20 protein-coding genes and 2 tRNA genes are annotated in these 22,108 nt (G+C 40.4%); 11 read left to right on the forward strand and 11 right to left on the reverse strand.

The window, feature by feature from the left end; genetic code table 11:
* Positions 1-95: 95 nt before the first annotated feature.
* Together ACUUJN_RS02520 and ACUUJN_RS02525 are read right to left on the reverse strand one after the other, a co-directional pair.
* Positions 96-1,127 carry a ribonucleotide-diphosphate reductase subunit beta gene (locus tag ACUUJN_RS02520; protein WP_023986750.1) on the reverse strand — a complete coding sequence of 344 codons (1,032 nt, stop codon included), beginning with the start codon at positions 1,125-1,127 and terminating at the stop codon, positions 96-98.
* Positions 1,128-1,147: 20 nt separating this feature from the next.
* Positions 1,148-3,481: a ribonucleoside-diphosphate reductase subunit alpha gene (locus tag ACUUJN_RS02525; RefSeq protein WP_028541188.1), complete on the reverse strand. Its 2,334-nt coding sequence runs from the start codon at positions 3,479-3,481 to the stop codon at positions 1,148-1,150.
* 525 nt (positions 3,482-4,006) lie between these two features.
* Here ACUUJN_RS02525 and ACUUJN_RS02530 point away from each other — a divergent pair.
* The 3 genes from ACUUJN_RS02530 (at position 4,007) to ACUUJN_RS02540 (ending at position 6,177) form a co-directional block, all read left to right on the forward strand.
* A complete protein-coding gene (locus ACUUJN_RS02530; protein ID WP_013308518.1) occupies positions 4,007-4,354 on the forward strand; it encodes an MTH1187 family thiamine-binding protein in 348 nt (115 codons plus the stop codon).
* A 73-nt stretch (positions 4,355-4,427) separates the two neighbouring features.
* A tRNA-Thr gene (locus ACUUJN_RS02535) sits at positions 4,428-4,499 on the forward strand.
* A 256-nt stretch (positions 4,500-4,755) separates the two neighbouring features.
* On the forward strand, positions 4,756-6,177 hold the full coding sequence (locus ACUUJN_RS02540) for a transcriptional regulator (protein ID WP_071559401.1): 1,422 nt from the start codon (positions 4,756-4,758) through the stop codon (positions 6,175-6,177).
* Between the two features lie 318 nt (positions 6,178-6,495).
* Here ACUUJN_RS02540 and ACUUJN_RS02545 read toward each other — a convergent pair whose 3' ends face one another.
* Together ACUUJN_RS02545 and ACUUJN_RS02550 are read right to left on the reverse strand one after the other, a co-directional pair.
* Positions 6,496-7,671, reverse strand: a complete 1,176-nt coding sequence (locus ACUUJN_RS02545) for an MFS transporter (protein WP_071559400.1) — start codon at positions 7,669-7,671, stop codon at positions 6,496-6,498.
* Positions 7,672-7,695: 24 nt separating this feature from the next.
* Positions 7,696-8,514: a MerR family transcriptional regulator gene (locus ACUUJN_RS02550; RefSeq protein ID WP_484669231.1), complete on the reverse strand. Its 819-nt coding sequence runs from the start codon at positions 8,512-8,514 to the stop codon at positions 7,696-7,698.
* Positions 8,515-8,824: 310 nt separating this feature from the next.
* Here ACUUJN_RS02550 and ACUUJN_RS02555 point away from each other — a divergent pair.
* Positions 8,825-8,885 (forward strand) — tRNA-Thr (locus ACUUJN_RS02555).
* 297 nt (positions 8,886-9,182) lie between these two features.
* Here ACUUJN_RS02555 and ACUUJN_RS02560 read toward each other — a convergent pair.
* A complete protein-coding gene (locus ACUUJN_RS02560) occupies positions 9,183-9,701 on the reverse strand; it encodes a DUF3231 family protein (RefSeq protein ID WP_023986755.1) in 519 nt (172 codons plus the stop codon).
* 293 nt (positions 9,702-9,994) lie between these two features.
* Here ACUUJN_RS02560 and ACUUJN_RS02565 point away from each other — a divergent pair, with 293 nt between their 5' ends.
* The 3 genes from ACUUJN_RS02565 (at position 9,995) to ACUUJN_RS02575 (ending at position 12,270) form a co-directional block, all read left to right on the forward strand.
* The gene (locus tag ACUUJN_RS02565; RefSeq protein WP_338533165.1) at positions 9,995-10,645 is read left to right on the forward strand and encodes a glycosyltransferase; all 651 of its coding nucleotides are present in this window, start codon (positions 9,995-9,997) and stop codon (positions 10,643-10,645) included.
* A 490-nt stretch (positions 10,646-11,135) separates the two neighbouring features.
* Positions 11,136-12,017 carry a glycosyltransferase family 2 protein gene (locus tag ACUUJN_RS02570; RefSeq protein WP_484669232.1) on the forward strand — a complete coding sequence of 294 codons (882 nt, stop codon included), beginning with the start codon at positions 11,136-11,138 and terminating at the stop codon, positions 12,015-12,017.
* A 145-nt stretch (positions 12,018-12,162) separates the two neighbouring features.
* Entirely contained in the window at positions 12,163-12,270 is a 108-nt protein-coding gene (locus ACUUJN_RS02575; RefSeq protein WP_023986758.1) for a hypothetical protein, read from the forward strand.
* 276 nt (positions 12,271-12,546) lie between these two features.
* Here the strand turns inward: ACUUJN_RS02575 and ACUUJN_RS02580 are convergent, their stop codons facing one another.
* Positions 12,547-13,668, reverse strand: coding sequence for an SPRY domain-containing protein (locus ACUUJN_RS02580; RefSeq protein ID WP_053324515.1), 1,122 nt, complete (start codon positions 13,666-13,668; stop codon positions 12,547-12,549).
* 184 nt (positions 13,669-13,852) lie between these two features.
* On the reverse strand, positions 13,853-14,494 hold the full coding sequence (locus ACUUJN_RS02585) for a hypothetical protein (RefSeq protein WP_023986760.1): 642 nt from the start codon (positions 14,492-14,494) through the stop codon (positions 13,853-13,855).
* 423 nt (positions 14,495-14,917) lie between these two features.
* On the opposite strand from ACUUJN_RS02585, the gene ACUUJN_RS02590 reads away from it, so the two are divergent.
* Positions 14,918-15,973 carry an acyltransferase family protein gene (locus ACUUJN_RS02590; RefSeq protein ID WP_484669233.1) on the forward strand — a complete coding sequence of 352 codons (1,056 nt, stop codon included), beginning with the start codon at positions 14,918-14,920 and terminating at the stop codon, positions 15,971-15,973.
* A 252-nt stretch (positions 15,974-16,225) separates the two neighbouring features.
* Here ACUUJN_RS02590 and ACUUJN_RS02595 read toward each other — a convergent pair whose 3' ends face one another.
* On the reverse strand, positions 16,226-17,233 hold the full coding sequence (locus ACUUJN_RS02595; RefSeq protein ID WP_484669234.1) for an SPRY domain-containing protein: 1,008 nt from the start codon (positions 17,231-17,233) through the stop codon (positions 16,226-16,228).
* A gap of 376 nt (positions 17,234-17,609) precedes the next feature.
* Here ACUUJN_RS02595 and ACUUJN_RS02600 point away from each other — a divergent pair, with 376 nt between their 5' ends.
* A complete protein-coding gene (locus tag ACUUJN_RS02600; RefSeq protein ID WP_076158829.1) occupies positions 17,610-18,425 on the forward strand; it encodes a DUF2935 domain-containing protein in 816 nt (271 codons plus the stop codon).
* Between the two features lie 134 nt (positions 18,426-18,559).
* On the opposite strand, the gene ACUUJN_RS02605 is transcribed toward ACUUJN_RS02600, so the two are convergent.
* The 3 genes from ACUUJN_RS02605 to ACUUJN_RS02615 all read right to left on the reverse strand — a co-directional run bounded on the left by ACUUJN_RS02605 (position 18,560) and on the right by ACUUJN_RS02615 (position 20,462).
* Positions 18,560-19,459 (reverse strand): alpha/beta hydrolase family protein, encoded by a 900-nt coding sequence (locus ACUUJN_RS02605; protein ID WP_071559398.1) that lies wholly within the window; start codon positions 19,457-19,459, stop codon positions 18,560-18,562.
* Positions 19,460-19,536: 77 nt separating this feature from the next.
* Positions 19,537-19,902, reverse strand: coding sequence for a cupin domain-containing protein (locus ACUUJN_RS02610; protein WP_484669235.1), 366 nt, complete (start codon positions 19,900-19,902; stop codon positions 19,537-19,539).
* A 17-nt stretch (positions 19,903-19,919) separates the two neighbouring features.
* Positions 19,920-20,462 (reverse strand): GNAT family N-acetyltransferase, encoded by a 543-nt coding sequence (locus tag ACUUJN_RS02615; protein WP_023986768.1) that lies wholly within the window; start codon positions 20,460-20,462, stop codon positions 19,920-19,922.
* Between the two features lie 160 nt (positions 20,463-20,622).
* Here ACUUJN_RS02615 and ACUUJN_RS02620 point away from each other — a divergent pair, with 160 nt between their 5' ends.
* Both ACUUJN_RS02620 and ACUUJN_RS02625 read left to right on the forward strand, forming a co-directional pair.
* A complete protein-coding gene (locus ACUUJN_RS02620) occupies positions 20,623-21,477 on the forward strand; it encodes an aminoglycoside 6-adenylyltransferase (protein ID WP_254348743.1) in 855 nt (284 codons plus the stop codon).
* A complete protein-coding gene (locus ACUUJN_RS02625) occupies positions 21,461-22,054 on the forward strand; it encodes a dienelactone hydrolase family protein (RefSeq protein WP_254348744.1) in 594 nt (197 codons plus the stop codon). The genes ACUUJN_RS02620 and ACUUJN_RS02625 overlap by 17 nt, the downstream gene beginning before the upstream one ends.
* The last annotated feature ends 54 nt before the right edge of the window (positions 22,055-22,108 follow it).

Below are 22,108 nucleotides of genomic sequence, written 5' to 3' on the forward strand. Positions count from 1 at the left end.
TCAGATGTTTCATGATTTTTTTTGCGTATTTGCGTAAATTCTCATGAAAAAAGCCTTAGCCCGGTAAGTACCGAGTTAAGGCTGTATCTTATGACTTACAAATCGTCAAATCCGTTGTCATCTCCGACCTTGCCATAATTGCGTGATTTTGCTTCAAAAAAGTCCGTTTTTGTCGCATTCAGCGCTTCGTCTGAGAATGGTTTAATCCAAGGCATACAGTTTACATCTACGCCTTCGTATGCTTTGTCCATACCAAGCAATCTCAGGCGCATATTTGCCATGTATTTGATATAATCGCTCAGCTCGTTCAAGTCGATGCCGCGAACCTCTTTGAGCGTATAATGCGCCCAATTCGTTTCCAGCTCCACAGCGCGGTTAATCATACGATAGACATAGTCCGTATTTTCCTTGGTGTTCAGCTCAGGGAAATCGGACAATAGCTGCTTGAACACTTCGGCAAAGAAGTAGCAATGCTGATTTTCATCACGCTGAATATACGAGATCATTTGGCTGGTTGCCATCATTTTCTGATCACGGGCCAAATTGTAGAAGAAAGCAAATGTGCTGTAAAAGAAAATGCCCTCCAAAATCAAATCGGCTACCATCGCTTGGAAAAAGGTTTGCGGGTTCTGCTCATCGCGGAACTCCTGGTAAATATCCGAGATGAATGTGTTACGCTCCAGCAGGACAGGATCGTTTTTCCAGTATTCAAAAATTTCCTTCTGTTCCTGATCTGACACCAAAGAAGACAGAACGTAGGAGTAGGACTGGTTATGCACCACTTCCTGCTGCCCGATAATCGCCGAAATAGCTTCCAGCGATGAATCGGTAAAATAGCGTTTTACATCCCCGACAAACATCGTTTGCATGGAATCCAGCACAGCCAGCAAGCCGATGTTAATTTTGAAGGTGCGCTGTTCTTCGGCATCCAGCACAGGGAACTGGGACGCGTCCTTGGACATCGGAATTTCATCTGGAATCCAGTGGTTCAGCAGCAGTACTTTATACAGTTTGTACATATGCGGCATCCGAATATCGTTCCAATTCAAAATACCGGAGCTTTCGCCTTCAATAATACGGGTAGAGCGATTTGGCGCTTCCGTGTTAAAAATCTTCTGTAACTGCATGAGAGCTTCTCTCCTTTAGTTTAGGATGCGCAGCTATCACATTCTTCAATCGTCAGTGCGCGGCTGCGTACATAATAGGTCGATTTCATACCTGATTTCCAGGCATGGATGTGCAGCTCTAAAAATTCAGTTGCTTTAATATCAGGCCGTACATACAGGTTAAAGCTTTGGCCTTGGTCAATATGACGCTGACGTGCAGAAGCCATGTTGATCGAAGCGTGTTGATCCAGCAAGAAAGCTGTCTTGTAGTACCAGATGGTTTTCTCGTTCAAGTCCGGTGCTGGGTTAGCGATCTTGTAAGTTGTTTTCTCTTCATAGGAAAGCAACTCATACAATGGATCAATGCTGGCGGTAGAGCCTGCGATGATAGACGTGGAACCGTTAGGCGCGATGGCGAACAGCCATGCGTTGCGGACACCATTTTGTTTGACTTCTTCTGCAAGCTCGCTCCACTCGGACGTAGTGACAAATTTGCCTTCACGTGTACCGTCCGTATAGCCACGGGAAGTGAAATAGTGCCCGCTAGACCAGTCAGAACCCTCGAATTTCGCATAACGGCCTTTTTCTTTCGCTAGCTCCATGCTGGATTTGACTGCCAGGTAGTTAATCTTTTCATACAAATGATCGTTATAGGTTACCGCTTCATCGGATTCCCAACGGATACCTTCCAGTGCGAGTAGATGATGCAGTCCAAATGTACCTAGACCGACAGCGCGATATTGGCTGTTCGTATATTGTGCTTGCAGCACTTCAATGTTGTTGATATCAATAACATTATCCAGCATACGTACCTGAATCGGTACGAGGCGATCCAGCACACCTGCCGGAACCGCACGAGCCAGATGGATGGAGTTCAGGTTGCAAACAACAAAGTCGCCAGGAATTTTGGAAATAACAATGCGTGTTTGTCCGTCCTTGGTGACCAGTTCTTCTTTTTCCACTACAGTTGCAGATTGGTTTTGCATAATTTCCGTACACAGGTTGGAGGAATATACCATACCATGGGCGCGGTTCGGGTTGGCCCGGTTTACCGTATCACGATAGAACATGTACGGTGTACCTGTTTCCAGTTGTGATTTCATCAGGCGCTTCATGATGTCGATGGCAGGCACTGTAATACGAGAGAGAATGGGATGCTGTGACGCCTCCTCATACTTTTCGCGGAAGGTACCTGAACCGAAGGTTTCATCATAAAAATCTTCCAGGCCCAGTGGACGACCCTTGTCATCTTTCCAGCCCATCACCTTCTTCACTTCATGCGGACAGAACAGATTCCATTCGCCCCGTGCTTCGACCCGCTCCATGAACAGATCGGGTAGACATACGCCGTGGAACACGTCATGTGCACGCATCCGCTCGTCACCGTTGTTCAGCTTCAGGTCAAGGAACGCGAGGATGTCCTTATGGAATACGTCCAGATATACGGCAATTGCACCTTTGCGAGTACCCAATTGGTCTACGCTAACAGCTGTATTGTTCAGCTGACGAATCCACGGAATGACGCCAGAACTTGTATTTTTATGTCCACGGATATCGGACCCGCGCGCCCGTACTTTACCGAGGTACACGCCGATGCCGCCGCCCATTTTGCTAAGACGGGCTACATCCGTATTGGAGTCGAAAATACCTTCCAGGGAGTCGTCTACGGTGTCGATAAAGCAGCTGGAGAGCTGTCCGGCCACCTTTTTTCCGGCATTGGACATGGTTGGTGTAGCTGCCGTCATGTACATGTTGCTCATCGCCCAGTATGCTTCCTTGACCAGCTCCATACGCTTGTCGGCAGGCTCTTGGTGCATCAGGTACATCGCGATGATCATGTAGCGTTCTTGCGGCAGTTCCATTACGCGTCCATCAAAATCATTGGCCAAATAGCGCTCAGACAGCGTTAATAGCCCGATATAATCGAACAGCAGGTCATTTTTCGGCAATATGGAATCGCCCAGCTCATCAATCTGCTCCTTGGTATAGTAGTCGAGCAGTTCTTGACGGTAAATTCCTTTTTGGACCAAATCGGTAATCAGCGGATAAAAAGCGCCGTAAGGCTCGTCCGCATAGGATTTGTAACGTCGGTGAGTAGCAGCTTTTTTATACAAGGAAGTGAGCAAAGCACGTGCAGCGGCAAATTTCCAGTCCGGTTCTTCCTTACTAACCAATTCAAGGGCAGCCATCGCAAACGCGTTGCTGATGTCATCCCCCGTGACTTCGTCCCGGCGCAGCTTGCTAGTTACACCGCGAATGAGACGATCTTTATCCAGCTTGTCCAGCCCGCTGAGTACACGGTCGGCATATACGGAAATGCGTATTTCATCAAAAGCCAACTGGCGATTGTTTGGTTTGGTTACGAGTTGTGGCATAGGATTAATTCCTCGCTTTCCTGATTTGGAATCATACTTGGGAATAGCATGAAAATGATCATGATGAGAAGATAATGGCGAAAAAAGCGATGGTCAGACAGCATTTGGGGGCTGTATGTAATCCAATAACATAGAAATAGCGATGCACCTGCCAATGAAGGGGGAAAAGATGGTTCCCGTACGATTTATCGGCTACATCACTATATTTAGACGTGTTATGAATATTTAACCCAACATATTGTGTGTATAAACTTAAAATTTCAAATAAGTGCAAGGAGTATTATAGCAACATTCGAAGCCATACGTAAAGGAAAAGGAATGGAAAATCAAAATATGCAGAGAAGTCGCGGGCTGTATTTGAATTGAGGCAGTTTGAACGGTACAATGAATGATAAAGATGTTTCCTACAGAAACAAGCAGCATACATATGAACTTTTTTTGTGAAATAAGGTTCTCGTTCTATCGGACTGAGGTTTTAGATTTTTAAAGAAGTGACGATTTTAAATTAAAAGGAGGAACTTGGCGATGGCTATTGCAGAAGTGACAGTGATCCCGATTGGAACGGGGAGTACAAGCCTGAGCGACTACGTTGCCCAGATGCAAAAAGTGTTGAAGACTCAAAAAGGAATTACCTATGAGCTTACCTCCATGAGTACGATTATTGAAGGTTCGTTGGACGATGTGTTCACCGCCATTGCTGCGCTGCACGAAGCGCCATTCCTGTCTGGAGCTAAGCGTGTTTCCACCTCGGTCAAAATTGATGATCGCCGTGACAAGCCTTCCTCCAGCCACCAAAAGCTCCGTTCCGTCGCAGAGAAACTATCGGGCACCGCGACAGGAAATGTTACCGAACTAAATCCAAATCCTAGTTGAAAAAGTTGATGTAAGTGATTGATTTTTATGTAACTAAGAGTATAATAGTTTTTGTTGTCAGTTACACTGACCTGCTGGTGTAGCTCAGGGGTAGAGCAACGCACTCGTAATGCGTAGGCCGGGGGTTCAATTCCCTTCACCAGCATAGCTATCAACTCAAGCACAGCGCGGCTTCCAAGCTTTTGGAGGGCGCGCTTTTTTGTGATTCAGGACAATCTTCTACGCTGAGGTCTTTTTAGTAGGATTATTATGCTATATATAATTAGTTCTTTGTTTTGTTTCATGCTAAAAATCGAATTCTTACATTAGTTGCATAGTATATTGACAGGTGGTTAATTTTGGTGAAAAATGAAGTATGTTTTTAAAAATTATGGAAAGTTTATGCGAAGGGTGGCTATGGCATGAAGCATACACCTACGATACGAGCAGAATTAGACAGATACTTAAAACAAGAGAGCATGAGTCTAACGCAATTCGGGCATATAGCAGGCATGAATAGGGGAATAGTAAGTGCTATTGTGACGGGGAATAAGTCTATGTCTGTTAACCAGCTTGACCTAATTACTGAAGCTATGGATTTACCGGAGGGCTACTTTTACGACTTATTTATAGAAAACTACATCATCGACACTCCCCCGAATATGAGACGAATCGAGCCGTTTTTGTTTCGCTGTGCGGAGTTGGACAAGCTGGATGCGATCCGTCGAGTGGTGGGAAGCATTATGGACAACGTACTCTATTCGCCTAAACTATTTGATATAGCAGAAGTACTATTAGCACAGGGACGACATGAGGCTGCATTGCTGCTCTATGAGGGCGTAGCTGAAGCGGAGAAGTACCAACATTCTGAACGTTTAGCCATCTGTCAATATCGTATATTCACGATTCAAGTTGGAGACGATCAAAGTCGCAATCTCAGTGCAGCTACGATATTTGAAGCTTTTATTGAACGCCTAGATGAAATAGACCAGCTTGATGCATTGAAGGACTTGGCTAATGTGTACAGGTCTTTGCGTAAATGGAACAAGGTAGATGAAGCGGCGAAAAAAATGAAGCAGAAGGCGAAAGCTCAATATTCGCTAAAACATCAACAAGAGAGTCGAGAGCGTGATGAGTCTGCCAAGAAGCTAAGTCGCCCGTTGTTTGTATATATTTCATATGCCGATTTATTGTGTGCAAGTGTCTGTGAAGCCCAAGGCGACTATCAACAAGCTCTAGATTATACATACACCTACGCTAATCTAGATTGGGTCAAAGAGACTGACGACGACACTCAACACTGGGTTAGCTTGTTTAAAAGTTGGGCAGAAGGTAATACTTACGTATATAAACTGTTGTCAGGAGATATAAGTGTGCTTCAAGATTATGTTGAATATATTGCAGTGACATCAGCCACTAACGAGAATGAGAAAATCTCAAAACTGTTGAATGTTATAATTTCAGCAAACCAATATAACATAGATGTGGAAGGTATACTTCAACAATTTGAAGCCGAAATAAACGCTTTTGCACAACAGCAACCATCATCAGATGATATGTATACCCAACAGGTGATACCGGATTATATCGCGTGGTTTGGTTACGAGTTAGCTTATTATTATTTACATCGAGGCTCTTACATTGATGGTTTTAAACATTTGATGTATGCAATGGTAAGTTATCATACATTAAATAATGAGACTAATTTTATAAACTGTATGGGTTTGTTTTTACATTTTCGGGATTATGCAGTTTCAGAAACTAAAGCAGCATTTTTAAATTTCATTGAAAAGGTGTGGATGACCAATGTTAAAAAAAATGGTACTGCTGATCATCGCGGCTAGCTTTTTGTTTATTGTTACTGTGCCGGATCAAGCCCTTAACCACCACAATAGTATTCAGCCTTACGTTACCATTGGAGGTGCTTAAACGTAAGCAAAGCAAATCCCCGCTAACCTTAACTGGTCGGCGGGGATTTTTGTTGAAGGAATTACTACATCGTTCACCGAATGAATTATCAAGGTGATCAGCATGAATCATACATATAAAGTGTCAAAATCGGATATAGAACTGTTTGCAGCTACATTAAGCTAGGATCTGTATTTTAAGACGATATATACCATCTTTGAAATTGCACTGGATGTGGGTGTCCAGTCCATTTCTTATTTAGTAACAATAGGGGTTCCAGTCCTACTGCTCATTTTTTTAAATAGTAAGATGGCAAGAAGTAAAGCTATGCTTACAGCGGCAAAACCCAGCCAATTCAAATATAGGACAGATGTACGACTGATGACTAGCCCGCCTAATCCAGATCCCAGTGCAAAACCAAATTGGATGAACGAAGTATTTACGCTAAGAGCAATGTCCGGATTTCGAGGCGCCAGAGTAACCAGATAAAGTTGCTGGGCCGGGGAAATACTCCAAGTTGCTAACATAAAAATCATTAAAACCAAGATTAATACCAAGAGATTGACTCCGGCTAGAGCGAATAAAAGAAGAGTCGCCCCTTGTAACATGAGCCCGAGACAAATGGTAAATTTCGATCCCTTTGCATCTGCCAATTGTCCGCCCACTCTTGATCCGACAAAGCTGCAAATGCCCGCCAGGAACAGAACACCGCTAATTTCTGTCATGGAAAGAGAGGACGTGGCTTGCAAGAAAGGCGTAATATAAGTAAACAGTGTAGAATAGCCGCCGACATAAAATAACGTAATAACCAAGGCCATCAGAATGGTTGGATTTCTTAAAATAGAGAGCTGCATTCTTAGGGTAACCTTTTCTTCTTCTTTGATTGCCGGAACTTTTTTATAGATGATAAGTAATGGAAGAACACTTAATAATCCGATTAAAACAAATAGCACTCTCCATCCAAACATCTCACTAAAAAATGTGCCCATGGGAACACCAAGCACTAGCGAACTGCTAAGCCCCATCAAAATGATACCGATGGCATTGCCCCTTTTTTCTTTTTCAACGAGTCGTGTCGCTACTGCCATGGCTACAACGGTAGCGATTCCTCCGCTAGCCCCTTGGATAATTCGTATCCATAGTACTGTTTCATAAGCAAGATCTACAAACATAAGTCCGTTGCTGGCAATAAACACACCAAGGGTGGTCATTAGTAGTTTCTTGCGATCTGCATTGATCGTTAATGCAATCAAAATCGGAGCGACAATGGCCGCGGCGAGAGCAAACACAGTCACCAATAACCCAGCTTCTGAAGTAGATACTCCCAAGTCCACAGCGATCATCTCAATGACTCCCGTAATAATATATTCAATGGTTCCAATCAGAAAAACAGCCAGTGCCAGGACATAGATGATCCGTTTATTTTTCAATTTACCCCACTCCACCTTCTTCAGTTATCTATTTATAATGGGAATTTGTATTTCTATGAATTGTGCATCTCGTTCTGGAGTTAACGGTAAATATAGTTCCCTACCTAATTCGTTTTCCTTGATCTGATAGTTATTTTTCTCAATCCATTTAGCTAAATGAACACAGGCCGCACCATCAAATTTTGAATTTGAATGAAAAGCCATTGTAGCCATCATCGGTTCAGGAGGAAGAGTCCGTAGCCGAAACGGTTCTGGAAATGACCGCAGCTCACAGGTTAAAAAATAACCGACTTCAAACTCAAACTCATCCTCTTTTCCGTCGATGTCTTTCCACAAAACAACCTGAGGGCCTTGGATCAGCTGGCGAATTTCCGTTGTTAATAACTGATCAAATTGACGAAACAAATCCGGAATGTCCTCTTCTTTCCCGCATGTTTTCTGATAAAAAAACGATTGAGCACCATCTGCTTTGACTCTGACTTCTTGACCCGTTTCGAATTGCCCCTCTTTTTCTATAAGCTGCATACGCTCCTCAATCCTGACGAGTTTGGCTTGTTCCGTATCGATGATATGCTGGATTTCACTTCTTTTCAGCTTAAACATGCCTTGAATATTCTCCAATGAAATATCTTCCTGAAGCAGCTGTTTAATTTGGGGCAATGTAAAACCCAATTCCTTATAGATTAAGATTCGGTTGAGCTCAAGAAGCTGATCTGCGGAATAGTAACGGTAGCCCGTATCGTAATCCACTTTTCTTGGCTTAAGTATGCTAATCTGGTCGTAATAACGCAGTGTTTTTAAGGAGACCTTGCTTAGCCTGGAAAATGCACTGATTTTGAACAAAATATCATCTCCAATCTATAACATAATGTGAGTATACAGTTTCCCGTGCAGGGGAAAGTCAAGGATGTGAATGCTTTTCCTTTTTATAGCTAAGATCGACTGCCATCCTTGTCACCACTCTATGGATTTTGTTGGTTCAAGCCTTAGTAATTGAGTTAATCTATCTATTGAAAAATACTTCCAAAAGATGCTTTAATTTATTTGAGAAATTTCTCTCATGCCGATTGTAGCACTAGCTATGGCCTAACTGTCCTTTAGCGAACAAAAGGATGCCACTTATCACGGCATCCTCTAGATATTCATTAATCTATCCTGAACTGTACCGGAACGCACTCGTAATGCGTAGGGCGGGGGTTCAATTCCCTTCACCAGCATAGCTAAAAACTCAAGCACAGCGTGGCTTCCAAACTTTTGGAGGACGTGCTTTTTTGTTGGAGGGAGCATTCTTCTCCCAATCAATTCATATTATAACTACAATTGCATGCGCCCTTAACTTTAGGATTGTTATCTCCTTATACCTTACAAAGGAGACATCTACTCAAAATATCAAACGGTCAAGTTAAGTAAATACTCTAAATAAGATTAAATCCCCGCAAACCTTAACTGGTCGGCGGGGATTTTTGTTAAACAATCTAAGGAACGGTGTGTTGAAGAATCGTACAGGAAATTTAGGCTTTAACTGGTTCAGGTCTTTTTAATTGAAGAGGAGGAGGTATTAGCCAACCCTTTTCTTTGTTCATTTTTAGAATACGGACTCCCAAAGCAGTCTTAGTTAGATGATATTTCGCAAATAAAGCCCCGATGTCTTCTCTAATGGATTGACCCATAGCTTGGCTGCAAGATGTCAATCCCACAGAGGTATCTAATGCGATTTTAGCTGCAATTTCGGGATCAGTAAACCTTGCACCAACCGGGATATCCTCAAGTTTCACAGGGGGTCTTTCAGGCAAAATAGGAGCTGGGGCAATACCATTATCAGTAAGCATTGCGTCGCATTCTTGGATTTCCAGTTTAGCTTGATCAATAAGATCATCCAGTATTTTTTTGAGTTCCTTGTCTCCTGCGTGGTTTAAACATGCTTGGTAAAATGAAACGCTGCCTTTCGCTAACGCTGACAACTGCCACACACTATAAATTTCTCCGTAATGCATGGGCTCGTCTTTTGGATTCCCGCTTAGGATACCCATTATAAAAACCACTCCTTATTTATTTTAATGATGTACAAATTTATGATTCCCAGTAGTGAAGAATTAATGTGTGTATATGAAATAAGTTCTACTGGGCATGCTAAATACGTATGTTGAAAAAAATGAAGATAATGGTTGTTGTTGCATTAATGATTTCATGTTTTGAAGCGTATATAAAGTCGCTCTGCTGGCTAATCACCGGCAGGCTTTTTTTGTGTTTTGAATTAAAAACGGATATTTCAACCATAATAAGACAGCCTGTTTTATTCCAAAAGTACAGAGGAGCAGATGAATTGAAAAACAAATGGCTGTTGGCATTGCCGTTAACCTTGGCGCTCGTTTTTAGCATGACTCCGTTAGTAGTCGCGCAAGCGAAGGTAGGGGAGGAGAAGGATTCTACTTGCCTAAGTTCCAAAATGGTGCAACTGAAAGGCGATATGCAGAAGGTATGGATCGACCATACGATATGGACGAGGAACTATATTGTCAGCGCCATATCTAATCTTCAAGATCAGAAGGACGTATTGGACCGGCTTTTACGGAACCAGCAAGATATAGGCAATGTGATCAAGCCTTATTATGGGGAAGCCGCTGGTAATAAGCTGGCTGATCTTCTGAGGGAGCATATTCTAATCGCAGGGAAAATTGTAGCGGCTGCTAAAGCGGGTAATCAGGCGGATGTGAAAAAGCTAGAGGCGGATTGGCGTACAAACGCCGATGATATCGCCAAATTTTTAAGTGCAGCGAATCCGAACTGGCAGTTTAAAAAACTACAAGATATGCTGTATACGCACCTTCAGTTGATTACGGAATTAGTCCTTGACTATATCAAAGGAGATTGGAAAGCGGGTATTGCATCAACCGATAAAAACGAGATCCATATGATTCATTTAGCGGACATCCTGACAGAAGGCATTGTCAAACAGTTCCCTGGAAAATTTTAAGCGCTATAGCTGCAAAGCAGATTAGCTTTCTATAATCACCCCAAAGGGTGGTATAGAAAGCTTTTTTATCGGTTTAATGAATCGTTAATACAACTATGAATGCAGTCGGTATGTCGAACCGAAATACGTTCTCCCACAAGCTCAGTTCTATTGATTCTATTACGAAGCACTCGTAATGCGTAGGCCGGGGGTTGAATTTCCTTCACCAGCATACTATGAAACTCAAGCACAGCGCGGCTTCCAAGCTTTTGGGGACCGCGCTTTTTTGTTCGAGTAAGGATTATTAAACGATAAATCAAACCAGAGTAAGAGTTTGAAGATTTCACTTTATTAGGACCTTTTTTACCAAGAAGCCGCCTCGAAACGTATTCCAATACATATACTTAGAACATGAATATATGAAGAACTAGTTTTCGAGAAAAATAGGGAAGTTGCTTTTATGTAAAATAATATTTTCTTAATTTAAAATGTAGAATGGAGGGAACTTCTTGTGCCACGAGCTTCAGTTATACTGCCAGTTTATAATACTGTGGCTTTTGTTTGGGAAGCAATCCACAGTATTTTAGTTCAAACCTATTCCGATTTTGAATTAATTATTATTGATGATGGCTCAATAGATGGATCTGCTTTTCTTATTTCACAGATAACAGATCCTAGAGTGGTTAAAATCTTTCATAGTACCAATCAAGGTTTGGTCGCTACTTTAAACGAGGGATTCAATAGGGCAACTGGTGAATATATCGTTCGTATGGATAGCGATGATATTTCTACGCCAGATCGATTGGATGTGCAAATATCATTTATGGATCAAAATCCCTTAATTGATGTATGCGGTGCTGCTTTTACTACTTCTAGTGGAGGAGTACTTAAGGTGAATCCGGCCAGTCATGAAGAAATTAAAACATGGTTGTTATTTCATTGCTGTATCTGCCATCCTGTCACAATAATACGCAATAGCATGATACATCGGCTAAACATTCAATATGATAGTAATTATCCTCATGCCGAAGACTACGAAATGTGGAACCGATTAGCTTCACAGGTACAAATAGCGAACCTCCCCATAAACTTATTGTATTATCGTCAACATAAAGGACAAGTGTCCAATCAACACAAAGCAATACAAGACGCCACTGCTCGGAGAATTCGACAAAGACAGTTTAGCCAGTTGGGTTTGGAATTATCAGATGAAGAGAATCAGATTATGCTGGATATTCTTGAGTTTAAAATTAATCCCTATGATTATAATTGCTACACTAAAGCTGTAGGATTTGCGAATTGGGTGTTGGATCAAAACTGTAAGTATCAGATTTACAATCAGGAACTATTAAGCATGGCTTTTTCACGGTGTATATCCCATCTCCCATATTAACAAAGATATCAGCAAGCGATTGGAAAGTATCCTAATATTCCGCTGGCGTGTGTAAATGGGGTGTTTTATGTTTACCTGAATGCCCGGTCATAAAACATATTTACACATATATTAAAATGACGACAAATAAAGGAGGGCTAAAGCTATGAGCGGATGTGCAGGTGCAGCTGTTTGCGGTGTGTGGACTTCTACAGCGGCCATTTTGGTGCTCTATATCCTCTTGGTTATCATCCTTAAATCATGTTGGGTTTAATTTTGTGAAAAGAATTGTATGATAATGACCCATCAATCAAATTCAACGACTTCTTTCTTTCATAATCTACCCGAAATTAGATTAGATAAAAAGCTCTGCTAACCTTATGGGTCGGCAGAGCTTTTTTCTTTTGAACAACTTCCTAATCACTTTAAATATATCAAACATGCTGCGATTGTACACCTTATTGTAAGCAACCTTGCGTGGGTTTCTGATCCACTTAAGCCGCGAGGCATCTTGAGTCCTGCACAGTGGACAGTCTACCTCTCTTGTTGTTTATTTCGTTGAATACTCGCTTACTTCAAATGTAAGGATTTTATTGAATATTACGTAGTCCTTACGGTTACTGAATGGACCTTTGTTATTATTATGCTTATCAATGGCAAAGAAAGAAGCACCTCTACCGGCATCTTTAGCATCATACCAAGCGACAAAGGCATTCAGTTCTTTTTTACTCAGATCGAATTCCTTATCCAATCCATTGTCCATCGTTACAATCAAGATGGCACGGTCACCACTAGGTTGTTCTGGTTCGGTTGGATCAGACGGATCGGGCGTGGATTTCTTTACAATAGCATTTGCTTCATTGGATACAACTTGATCCATGGAGATATTCGCAGAAACTACGTAATAATAGGTAGTGTTTTCTTCAACTTTATTATCAGTATAAGAAGTACCAGAAATATCTGAGGCAATTTCTTCATACGGACCCCCAGGGGCTAGTGCTCTTTCAATTTTATAAGTAGTGACTCCTGTTATTTCATTCCACTGCAATTGAATATTTTCTTCATTCCCTGTTGCATTAAGAGTTAATGAATTTTCAGGTTGTTGGTAGGGGAGGAACCCTTCGGGAATACTGTGCGTGAATGGAGTCGCACCAAAATTTGTGTCAAACGAAAAGCTGCCAGCTGAACCACCTGTGATCGAAGGAGTCACAATCTCTCCTGGAAGATCGCTTGGTTTAAAGGTACTTGTATAAACGAATACACCATTCTTATACCAGCTTATCTTGTCATCATCCATATTCAAAGCCACACCAATAACGTCCTTTAATGTGTAGGTCTTTCCAGAAGAAACGATCCCCGGAAAAGTGTTTCCGTTTGCAGCATAATACATCCAGTTCTGAAGAGCTCCTGCACCTGGTCCATTGTATTGCTTACCTTCACCGACGATACCAATGCCAGTTGTGGTACTTGCTTGAGCTGTTACTGTGACTTCCCAATACCATTTTCCTTTGGTTTTTCCCACACTTGCTTTAGTTCCACTTGAATCTACGGTGGCCGAAACAGACTGGCTCTTTTCCCACACTACGTTTTTTGTAGCAGCGTATGTCGAGGAACTAAAACATATTAGAGTAATAAATCCCAGTAGCAATAATGACGAAATAACTCGTTTCAAAATAATCTCTCCTTATTTATGTATTATTTATGCGAGTTTAGCAGTTTCAATATGTATCGTCTAAACATTTTAATGCATATATTAAATAATAAGTAAAATAATAACTTTTTAACAATGAAACGTAACAGTTTAATTCTGTTTTTGCTTAAAAGAAAAAGCCCCGAAGGGCTTACATGATTAACATTTATTGATTTTCTTTCGCGAGAAAGGAAGCTGCTAACAGTGTAGTATTCGTATAGCCACCTGAAACATTTTCATATGAAAAATTAGCGATAGGAACTCCAATAACTGTAGCAACGTCTCCTTCAAAAATTTCTCCACTTGCTCCCGGATAAACTGCCATTACTGTATTATCATTTTCATCACTAATATAAACGATAGCCGTTGTCCCTATAGGAATGTTATCTTCTTCTATATCTATTACATCCCCGCTTATTTTTACAAATTTGTTTAAGTATAAGTTTAAATTTTTATTTAAGTGTTTTGTTGTTACGGATTTGTCTACTAGATTAATGACTTTGCTTTTATCTGTGGAAGGAAATAAGTCACTGTTTTTAGCAATGAAGTCATAAGAGGTTTGTTCCATAGAAGCTTGATCTTCTGTTAACACGGGTGTTCCATCTTTCAAGAATTCAGCAAATAAATATTGTTTATCTGTGACCTCATTTGTAGAAGCTTGCTGAGCAGTATTTTCATTGCTTACTGTTTGTTCAGTAGCAAAGGACGTGCTTGAAGCCCCAGACCTTGTCGTTGTTTCTTTAAAATTGCTTCCACAAGCTGTTAGAGCTACAGAAAGTAGAGCAATGGATAGAATTTTTTTTAACATGATGAATTCTCCTGTGAGTGTCCTCATCGGTTGAGGTAGTTGCTCATTTTATCTTGTTACCTTTATTATCGAATATTAATGTTGAATACATAATACTTTTAAGTTTTAACAACAAGGATAATAAACAGTGGCTTTTTCTATTCTAGAGGCTTTTCATTAATATGTGAAATCGGACGCACTGAATTGCTAAAAATTGTATAAATTACTCATTATATCAAATTAGGCAATGTCGCAAAGGCGGGGGGTTATCCCTTCACCAATAACTTACAAACTCAGGCACAGCGTGGTTCCTAGGCTTTTGGAGACCGCATTTTTTTGTATAAAAATGGAGGGTGTAATGGTATTAAAAAAAATAAATATTCTATATTTTTTGTTTGTGCTAATATATCTCTATTCAAGTACAACTAGAAATGAGGATATTGTGTGCACAATGATAAGGAATTAAAGCTTGCAGAAACAAATATTGCAAAAGGTATTGCTGTAATACTCCTTTTGATTCATCATCTTTTTGCTTTTCCTGACAGATTAAAGTACGACTATGTTTCATTATTTAGTTTATTTCATGAAAGAGGGGAATTTTATGTAGGGCATTTTGGACAAATAGCAATATCCATTTTTTTGTTTCTAAGTGGTTATGGTTTATATAAGAGCAATGTTCAAAATCCACATCATTTAATGCAGAAGAGCTTTACAAGATTAAGCAAAATAATGATAAATTACTGGGTTGTTTTTTTGCTTTTTATTCCAGCTGGTCTATACTTTTTTGGAAATTCTGATAGATTTCAAAATAATTCAATAATGGATTTTTTGAGGAATTTTATAGCCCTATCCAGTTCATATAATGGTGAGTGGTGGTTTTTATATGATTATATTCTGCTGCTATTAATTTTTCCGGTCACCTTTCAAGCCTTTCAACGTAACGCATGGGTAACTCTACTCATTTCCGGTCTTGTTTTTTATAATTCATATTCACAAGGAAATTATTACAGTATTATGTATTGGCAGTTGCCGTTTATGATAGGGTTGTTCTTTGCTAAATATAATTTGTATTCATGGATGAGTAAGATTTATAATTCCATCATATTTAATAACATACTTTTTGATATTATAATAATTGTAGTGCTATTTCACTTTCGTACCACGAGTCAATTATTTGAGAAGACAACGATTGATATGATAATAGCTCCTGTACTTATCCTCGTCAGTATTCATTTAATGAATAAATTAAAACTAGCCAGACCTTTCGCTTACTTAGGTAAAAATTCAATGAATATTTGGTTAACTCACACCTTTTTTTGTTATTATTATTTTCAGAGTATTGTTTTCTTTCCCAAGGTATCTATCTTGATCTTATTGTGGCTAACGTTGTTAACGGTACTTACATCAATTGTAGTTAACAGCATCATTAGTCTTATTAATAACAAAGTGTACACTAAAAATATTGATCTAAGTACAAACAAAGTCGGGGGCCAAGTGTAGGGCTCTTGCTATCTGTTTGAAAAAGACTACTAAATTGTATTTTACGGACACTCATTCGAGAGTATTTAAGCACAGCTTCCAGTTTTTTTGGAAGCCGTGCTTTTTTTTTGTTGAAATAAAACGATTTGCTAACTTTTAGTCTAGAAATAATGTGTCATCCAGTATAGCAATTTAGGCGTGATTTCGAGATTAGAATTAATGTAAAGAAGGACCTCACTGGCATGTTAGCCGATATGAAGTCCTTCATCATGTTTATTTAGTTGAATATTCGCTTACTTCAAATGTGAGAATTTTGTTGAAGATTACGTAGTCTTTGCGATTGCTGAATGGACCTTTGTTGTTATTGTGCTTGTCAATGGCAAAGAAAGAAGCACCTCTACCAGCATCTTTAGCGTCATACCAAGCGATGAAGGCATTCAGCTCTTTTTTACTCAGATCGAATTCTTTATCAAATCCATTGTCCATCGTTACAGTCAGAATAGCACGGTCACCAGCTGGTTGGGAGGCCCCATCGGTATCTGACGAATCCGGTGTTGTAGACGGATCTGGTGTAGTAGATGGATCAGGCTTTGTAGACGGATCTGGTGTAGTAGATGGATCAGGCTTTGTAGACGGATCCGGTGTAGTAGATGGATCTGGTGTAGTAGACGGGTCTGGTGTTGTAGATGTACCCGATTCTTGATAAGGCAAAAATCCTTCAGGAATAGGATATTTAAAGTCACTTGCTCCAAAATTAGCAGTATATACAACAGAACCATTTAATTGATCGTTTCTTATGTAGGGATATACAGTATCGCCTAATAAAGAAGGAGTGTACTTAGAAACACCTTGTGAAACTCCATTTTTGTAAAAAATAATTGTATTATTACTTAGATCTAAAGCGACCGAAATGACATCATTTACTGTATAAACGGCCCCGTAATCATAATTTCCTGTACCAAAAGATTGGCTGGTAGGACCATGACCACCTCCATGATAACCAGTGTACCTGATTTGTTTTTTCTTGTCTGAATTTGCGACTCCAATATCGCCGCTTCCTTTATTAAGGGTTACTTCCCAATACCATTTTCCTGAGCTTTTACCTACATTAGTAATATCGGTTTGATTCCATTCAGGAATTGTTTTTGTTAAAGATCCATCTGACCAGGTCACATTTGTAGTCTCAGCTTTTGTAACGGTAGGGAACAACGAGAACACCGAAGCTCCAATGAGAAGAGCTAACACTATTGTTCTTAGTTTTTTGAATATAATATTGTTCATGACTTCCTCCTAAATATATGTAATAACAAGTGAATTATAGAACTAGATTGGGAGAATTGTCCAAACATTAAATGATATATATTCAAATATGAGTATTATTATGGAATTTATTTTTTTTAGGGAAACGTAGGTCGTCGAAAGTATAAAGGCCCTAGTCATTAGATTAGAGGTTTTGAAATGACAATAACTCCGACGGTCAATAGCTAGTACAGAGAAATATTTCACGTACATAAATAAGGTAACAGAGTTACGAGTCTCAATAGCTCAACTTCGGAATTAGATTAGTATGAGGCGTAGGATTCGATATTCATAATGACAAGGCATATTCCATATGACTAAGTAAGTGCTTTTTTGCTCACATAGAGGAGGGATATGATTGGATGCATTCGTTTCACGCTCATTAGATGAAATACGATTTTGGTCCAGGATCATGAAGGAGCATTCCTTTTTTCTGGGGTTAGGTTTTAGAGCGGAAGATACTCAACTTAAAACAGAAGCCAATCGGTTCTACGCCATTTTTGAGGATATTGAGAAAAGGTCGAATGAATTTAATACCGAGACAGATCCTTATACAATCAAAGAGTTTAATACGGAGGTTCAGAATGCGGCGACGAATATTTGGGCATTTAAGAGAATGGTATTGGGCCTTATATTACAATGCAAGCTTCCTGGACAAACCAATTTTCCTTTACTGGTAGATCACATAAGCCGGGAAGCCAATTATTTCAGAAACCGTTTAGGAGAACTCAATTCAGGAAAGCTCGAACCATTACCCGATGCAATTATTGATGAAAATGTTTTTTTCTTAAAAATCATGGCCGATCACGCAAAATTTATAGGCCATTTACTTGATCCATCCGAACGTAAACTAGTTGAACAAGCTAGGGAGTTTAGTAATGATTTTGATATGCTGATGTTTCAAGCAATTGACCTAAGTCATATGCGGCCACAGTCACAAACCGTTCCACTCCTGAGTCAATTTGTTGATGAGAACCGTATCTCTGTGAAGTCTTTGCGTGATTTTAAGAAAACAGCGCGTGATTTAATCGACGAGTGCCGAATAAAAAGCATTATCCATCCTTTATTGGCCGATCATGTATTTCGTGAAGCGGAGAGGTTCCTTTTTATTCTCGATATGTTTGATCAATCCTTATCAGGTGTTAAGGTAAATAAGAAAGAAATTATGCACTGAGAGAGCCCTGGAAAAAGAATACAGTTTCTGTAAAATATCCAGTGGAAATAAAGCTTTAGACTGAACAAAAATCAAACAGCGGCAGACCAAGACCTGAAAAATAAAGTTCTTAGACAGCCGCTGTTGTCATCCAACTAACGTGTATGAGTACATAGAAAATCCAATATGTCAGCATTAAGCATCCTATGGAAATGTTCGCGATCAAAGCCGGGAGGGTCTTGCGATGGGAGAAAGGCCGGAGTCCTCATCGATTCCGGGAAAGGACTCAGAAAGGAGAAATGCCCGGCGTTTTTTACTGTTTTGTATTGTACCTTCTTAGGATCTGGCACGCCATCCAATATTAAACGAGCGTGTAAAGAAGGAGTGTACTGATCCTTCTCTGCATCCACCATTAAGATAGGTAGATTAACTGCACGCAAGCTACCTTCAGCTCGAAACCAGACCGACGCTGGCGCTAGTAAAACGAGACATTTTACTCGGTAATTTGGTGTAACCTCTATAAGCTGGGGCTTTCCGTCCGAGGTCTCGTGAGGCAAAGAAGTCGGCACGCCACCCGCCGCCGCTAATGCCGTGTAACCGCCCATGGAATGTCCGATGAGAGACACAGCATTCTGTATTAATTTGTCCTTGAACAGCATACTATCGAAAAACCAGTCGGTGACCATATTAAGGTGTCTAGGTCTATAGGTAAGATTCTGTGCTGTTCCTTCCAAACTATTGTCATTTCGATTGTTAAATGGATGCTCTGGAATGCCGACAATAAAACCATTGCGTGCTAAATGCTGCGCCAAAATCCGATACACAAGCGGCGTACTGCCAGTACCGTGAGAGATGATAACCAAAGGGAATCTTCCTTCTGATAGATCTGCCTCTCTCGCCAACTCTAACTGGTATGGACCCAATCGCTCTATTTGTTCGGGTTCGTCCGCTGGATACATTACCATCATGGGAAATGTAATGCCTAGGGAGGAATCCTTTATTTCTACTTCTCGCCATCCTGCATAACTATTCTTAAATTCTGCGTTTCTTATCATCCACCATACCTTTCCTTTCTCGAATTAGCACAAAATACGTATGTTTATTCTGTATTAAAGCTCGTCATTATTGCATTTTAAATCCAAATATCATTGACTGCCGTTAATTCTGACTCTGCTCCTCCAGTATTTACTACACCTCTCGGCTCTACTAGCATGATATGGCACTCCTGATGTGCGAATGGCTTGTGTTCGACCCCCTTAGGTACAATAAACATTTCTCCCTGAGAAACCTGTACCCGTCCATCTCTAAAATCAATGAACATCTCGCCCTCAAGTACAATAAAGACCTCGTCGGTATCTTGATGATCGTGCCATATAAAATCCCCAACTATTTTCACCAATTTAAATTGATAGTCATTCATTTCACCAATAACTTTCGGAGACCAATGATCACTAAACTTAGATAACTTTTCATGTAGTTTGATGGATTGATACTTCATAATACCCTCCTTTTAAACTAGATATCCTCTGACGGATTTATAATCGCCAGAACCTGGTGATCCTCCCACTTTCCGTTGATCTTTACGTTGCTTCGAGAGATGCCTTCTTTGTGAAAGCCAGCCTTCTCAAGCACACGGATGGATCCTGGATTCCGAGGAGAGGCTTCCCCGAAGATCCGGTGAAACTTTAGCTCATCGAAAGCATAGCGAACCACCTGCTTCACCGCCTCCGTCGTATAACCCTTGCCGTTATATGCTTGGTCTAGGCTGTATCCGATCATACAGCTCTGAAGCGGCCCCCTCACCACAAAAGATAAATTTATGCTGCCTATAATCCGGTCGTTCTCCTTGTGACATACCACGAAGGAATATTTCCGGTCCTCCATCATGTCGGCCTTGCTCTTAATAATCGTCTGGAGCTGGTGCTCCTCCGTATAGTACTTCTCTTGGGTGTTTGGCGAAAACTCCTCAAAGAATTCCCGATTGCGCTTGTACATTGCTGTCAATTCTGCGGCGTCCGTCTCCTCAGAGAACCGGATGTATACTCGCTGCTCCGACATCTGCACCATCCTTCCAAACTGTAATATTGAAAGAATTATATCACAGGCTGAAGATTGGGAAATTGATTTGATGAATGGTGTATATCAATGTTAACTAAAAAATATATACCGTAATTATTGGATTAGATATAATGTTTTCTAAAAAAGGAGGATATATCGTATGAATAATGCTTACGAAGTGCTTGAGGAGCGTATATCCGAATGGGGAATCTCTAATGAAGAAATTATTGCGGTTTATATCGTTGGGTCCCGGGCAAGAGAGGACAAACCTTTTGATGAGTTTTCTGACTTGGATGTAGTCGTCTTTTCAACGAATCCAGATTACTATCTTCAAAATGATCAATGGTTACTAAACATTGGCAAGGTTTGGACCAGCTTTATGTTTCGAACGGCAAAAGGAGATCCAGAAAAACTAGTTCTCTTTGACCAAGGGGCTGAGGTTGATTTTCTATTCCGTCATACATCCGATCTGGATCATATAATCAAAAATGGGCGTATTCCTGAAGGGTTTCAGCGGGGGGTTAGGATGCTGTTCGATAAGATGGGAAATGGAAACCAAATCATCCCTCAAACCACTACGATCCCGGTTACTCCTCCGATATCTGAAGATGCTTATCTACAGGTTGTTAATATGTATTGCTTCGCCTCTCTATATGTAGCTAAACAAATTTTGCGCAATGATCTGTGGGTAGCTAAGCAAAGAGATACGGACTGTAAACAATTATTGCTGCAAATGATAGAGTGGCATGCAAAAGCTGTACATGGATCGGAATATGATACTTGGCATGCAGGGAAATTCATAAATGAATGGGCTGATCAAGATGTGTTTGCTGATTTGAAAAAATCTTTTGGGGAATACGACCCCAATCATAGTTGGGAAGCACTGATCGTATCCTTGGAGTTGTTCAAACGGTTATCCTCGGAAGTAGCAGCTAAGTATAAATACGCGCATCCGAATGAATTATTTTCCCATATTCAAGCCTGGTTAGGGGGACAATATGATAAGCATAGATAAAAAGTCGGACACCCTAATTGTTGTGCTGCATGAGATTTATGGGATTAACCAGCATATACAAAATTTTTGCAGCCTATTATCGGATCAGGGTTATGACGTCATTTGTCCAAATTTACTAGGCAAGGAAACACCTTATGACTATTCGCAAGAGGAAACTGCCTACACCAATTTTATGGATAATATAGGATTTGACCGCGCTTTCTATCATATCGAAAGTTTATTATTAAGTATTCGAGCTCGCTATAAAAAGGTATTTATCGTCGGATTTAGCATAGGGGCAACGATTGCCTGGCTGTGTAGTAAAGAAAGGTACGTTGATGGAATCGTAGGATACTATGGCTCTCGTATTCGAAATTATTTAGAAATAGCTCCACATTGTCCAACATTGCTTTTTTTCCCACAGGAAGAATCATCATTTAATGTGGATGAGCTCATTTCAATTTTAGACAACCGTAATATCCAGGTACATAAATTCAGTGGACAGCACGGATTCAGTGACCCGTACTCTCCCCGATATAACGTACACTCAGCTCAGCAATCATTTAAAGAAATGGTAGAGTTCTTCAAGGAAGGTTGATCAATGAACAGTTCATCTAGCCCACACCTTTTTCATTGTTCTGGGGAAACGCAC

This window comes from Paenibacillus sp. LRG-1, from assembly GCF_057220305.1.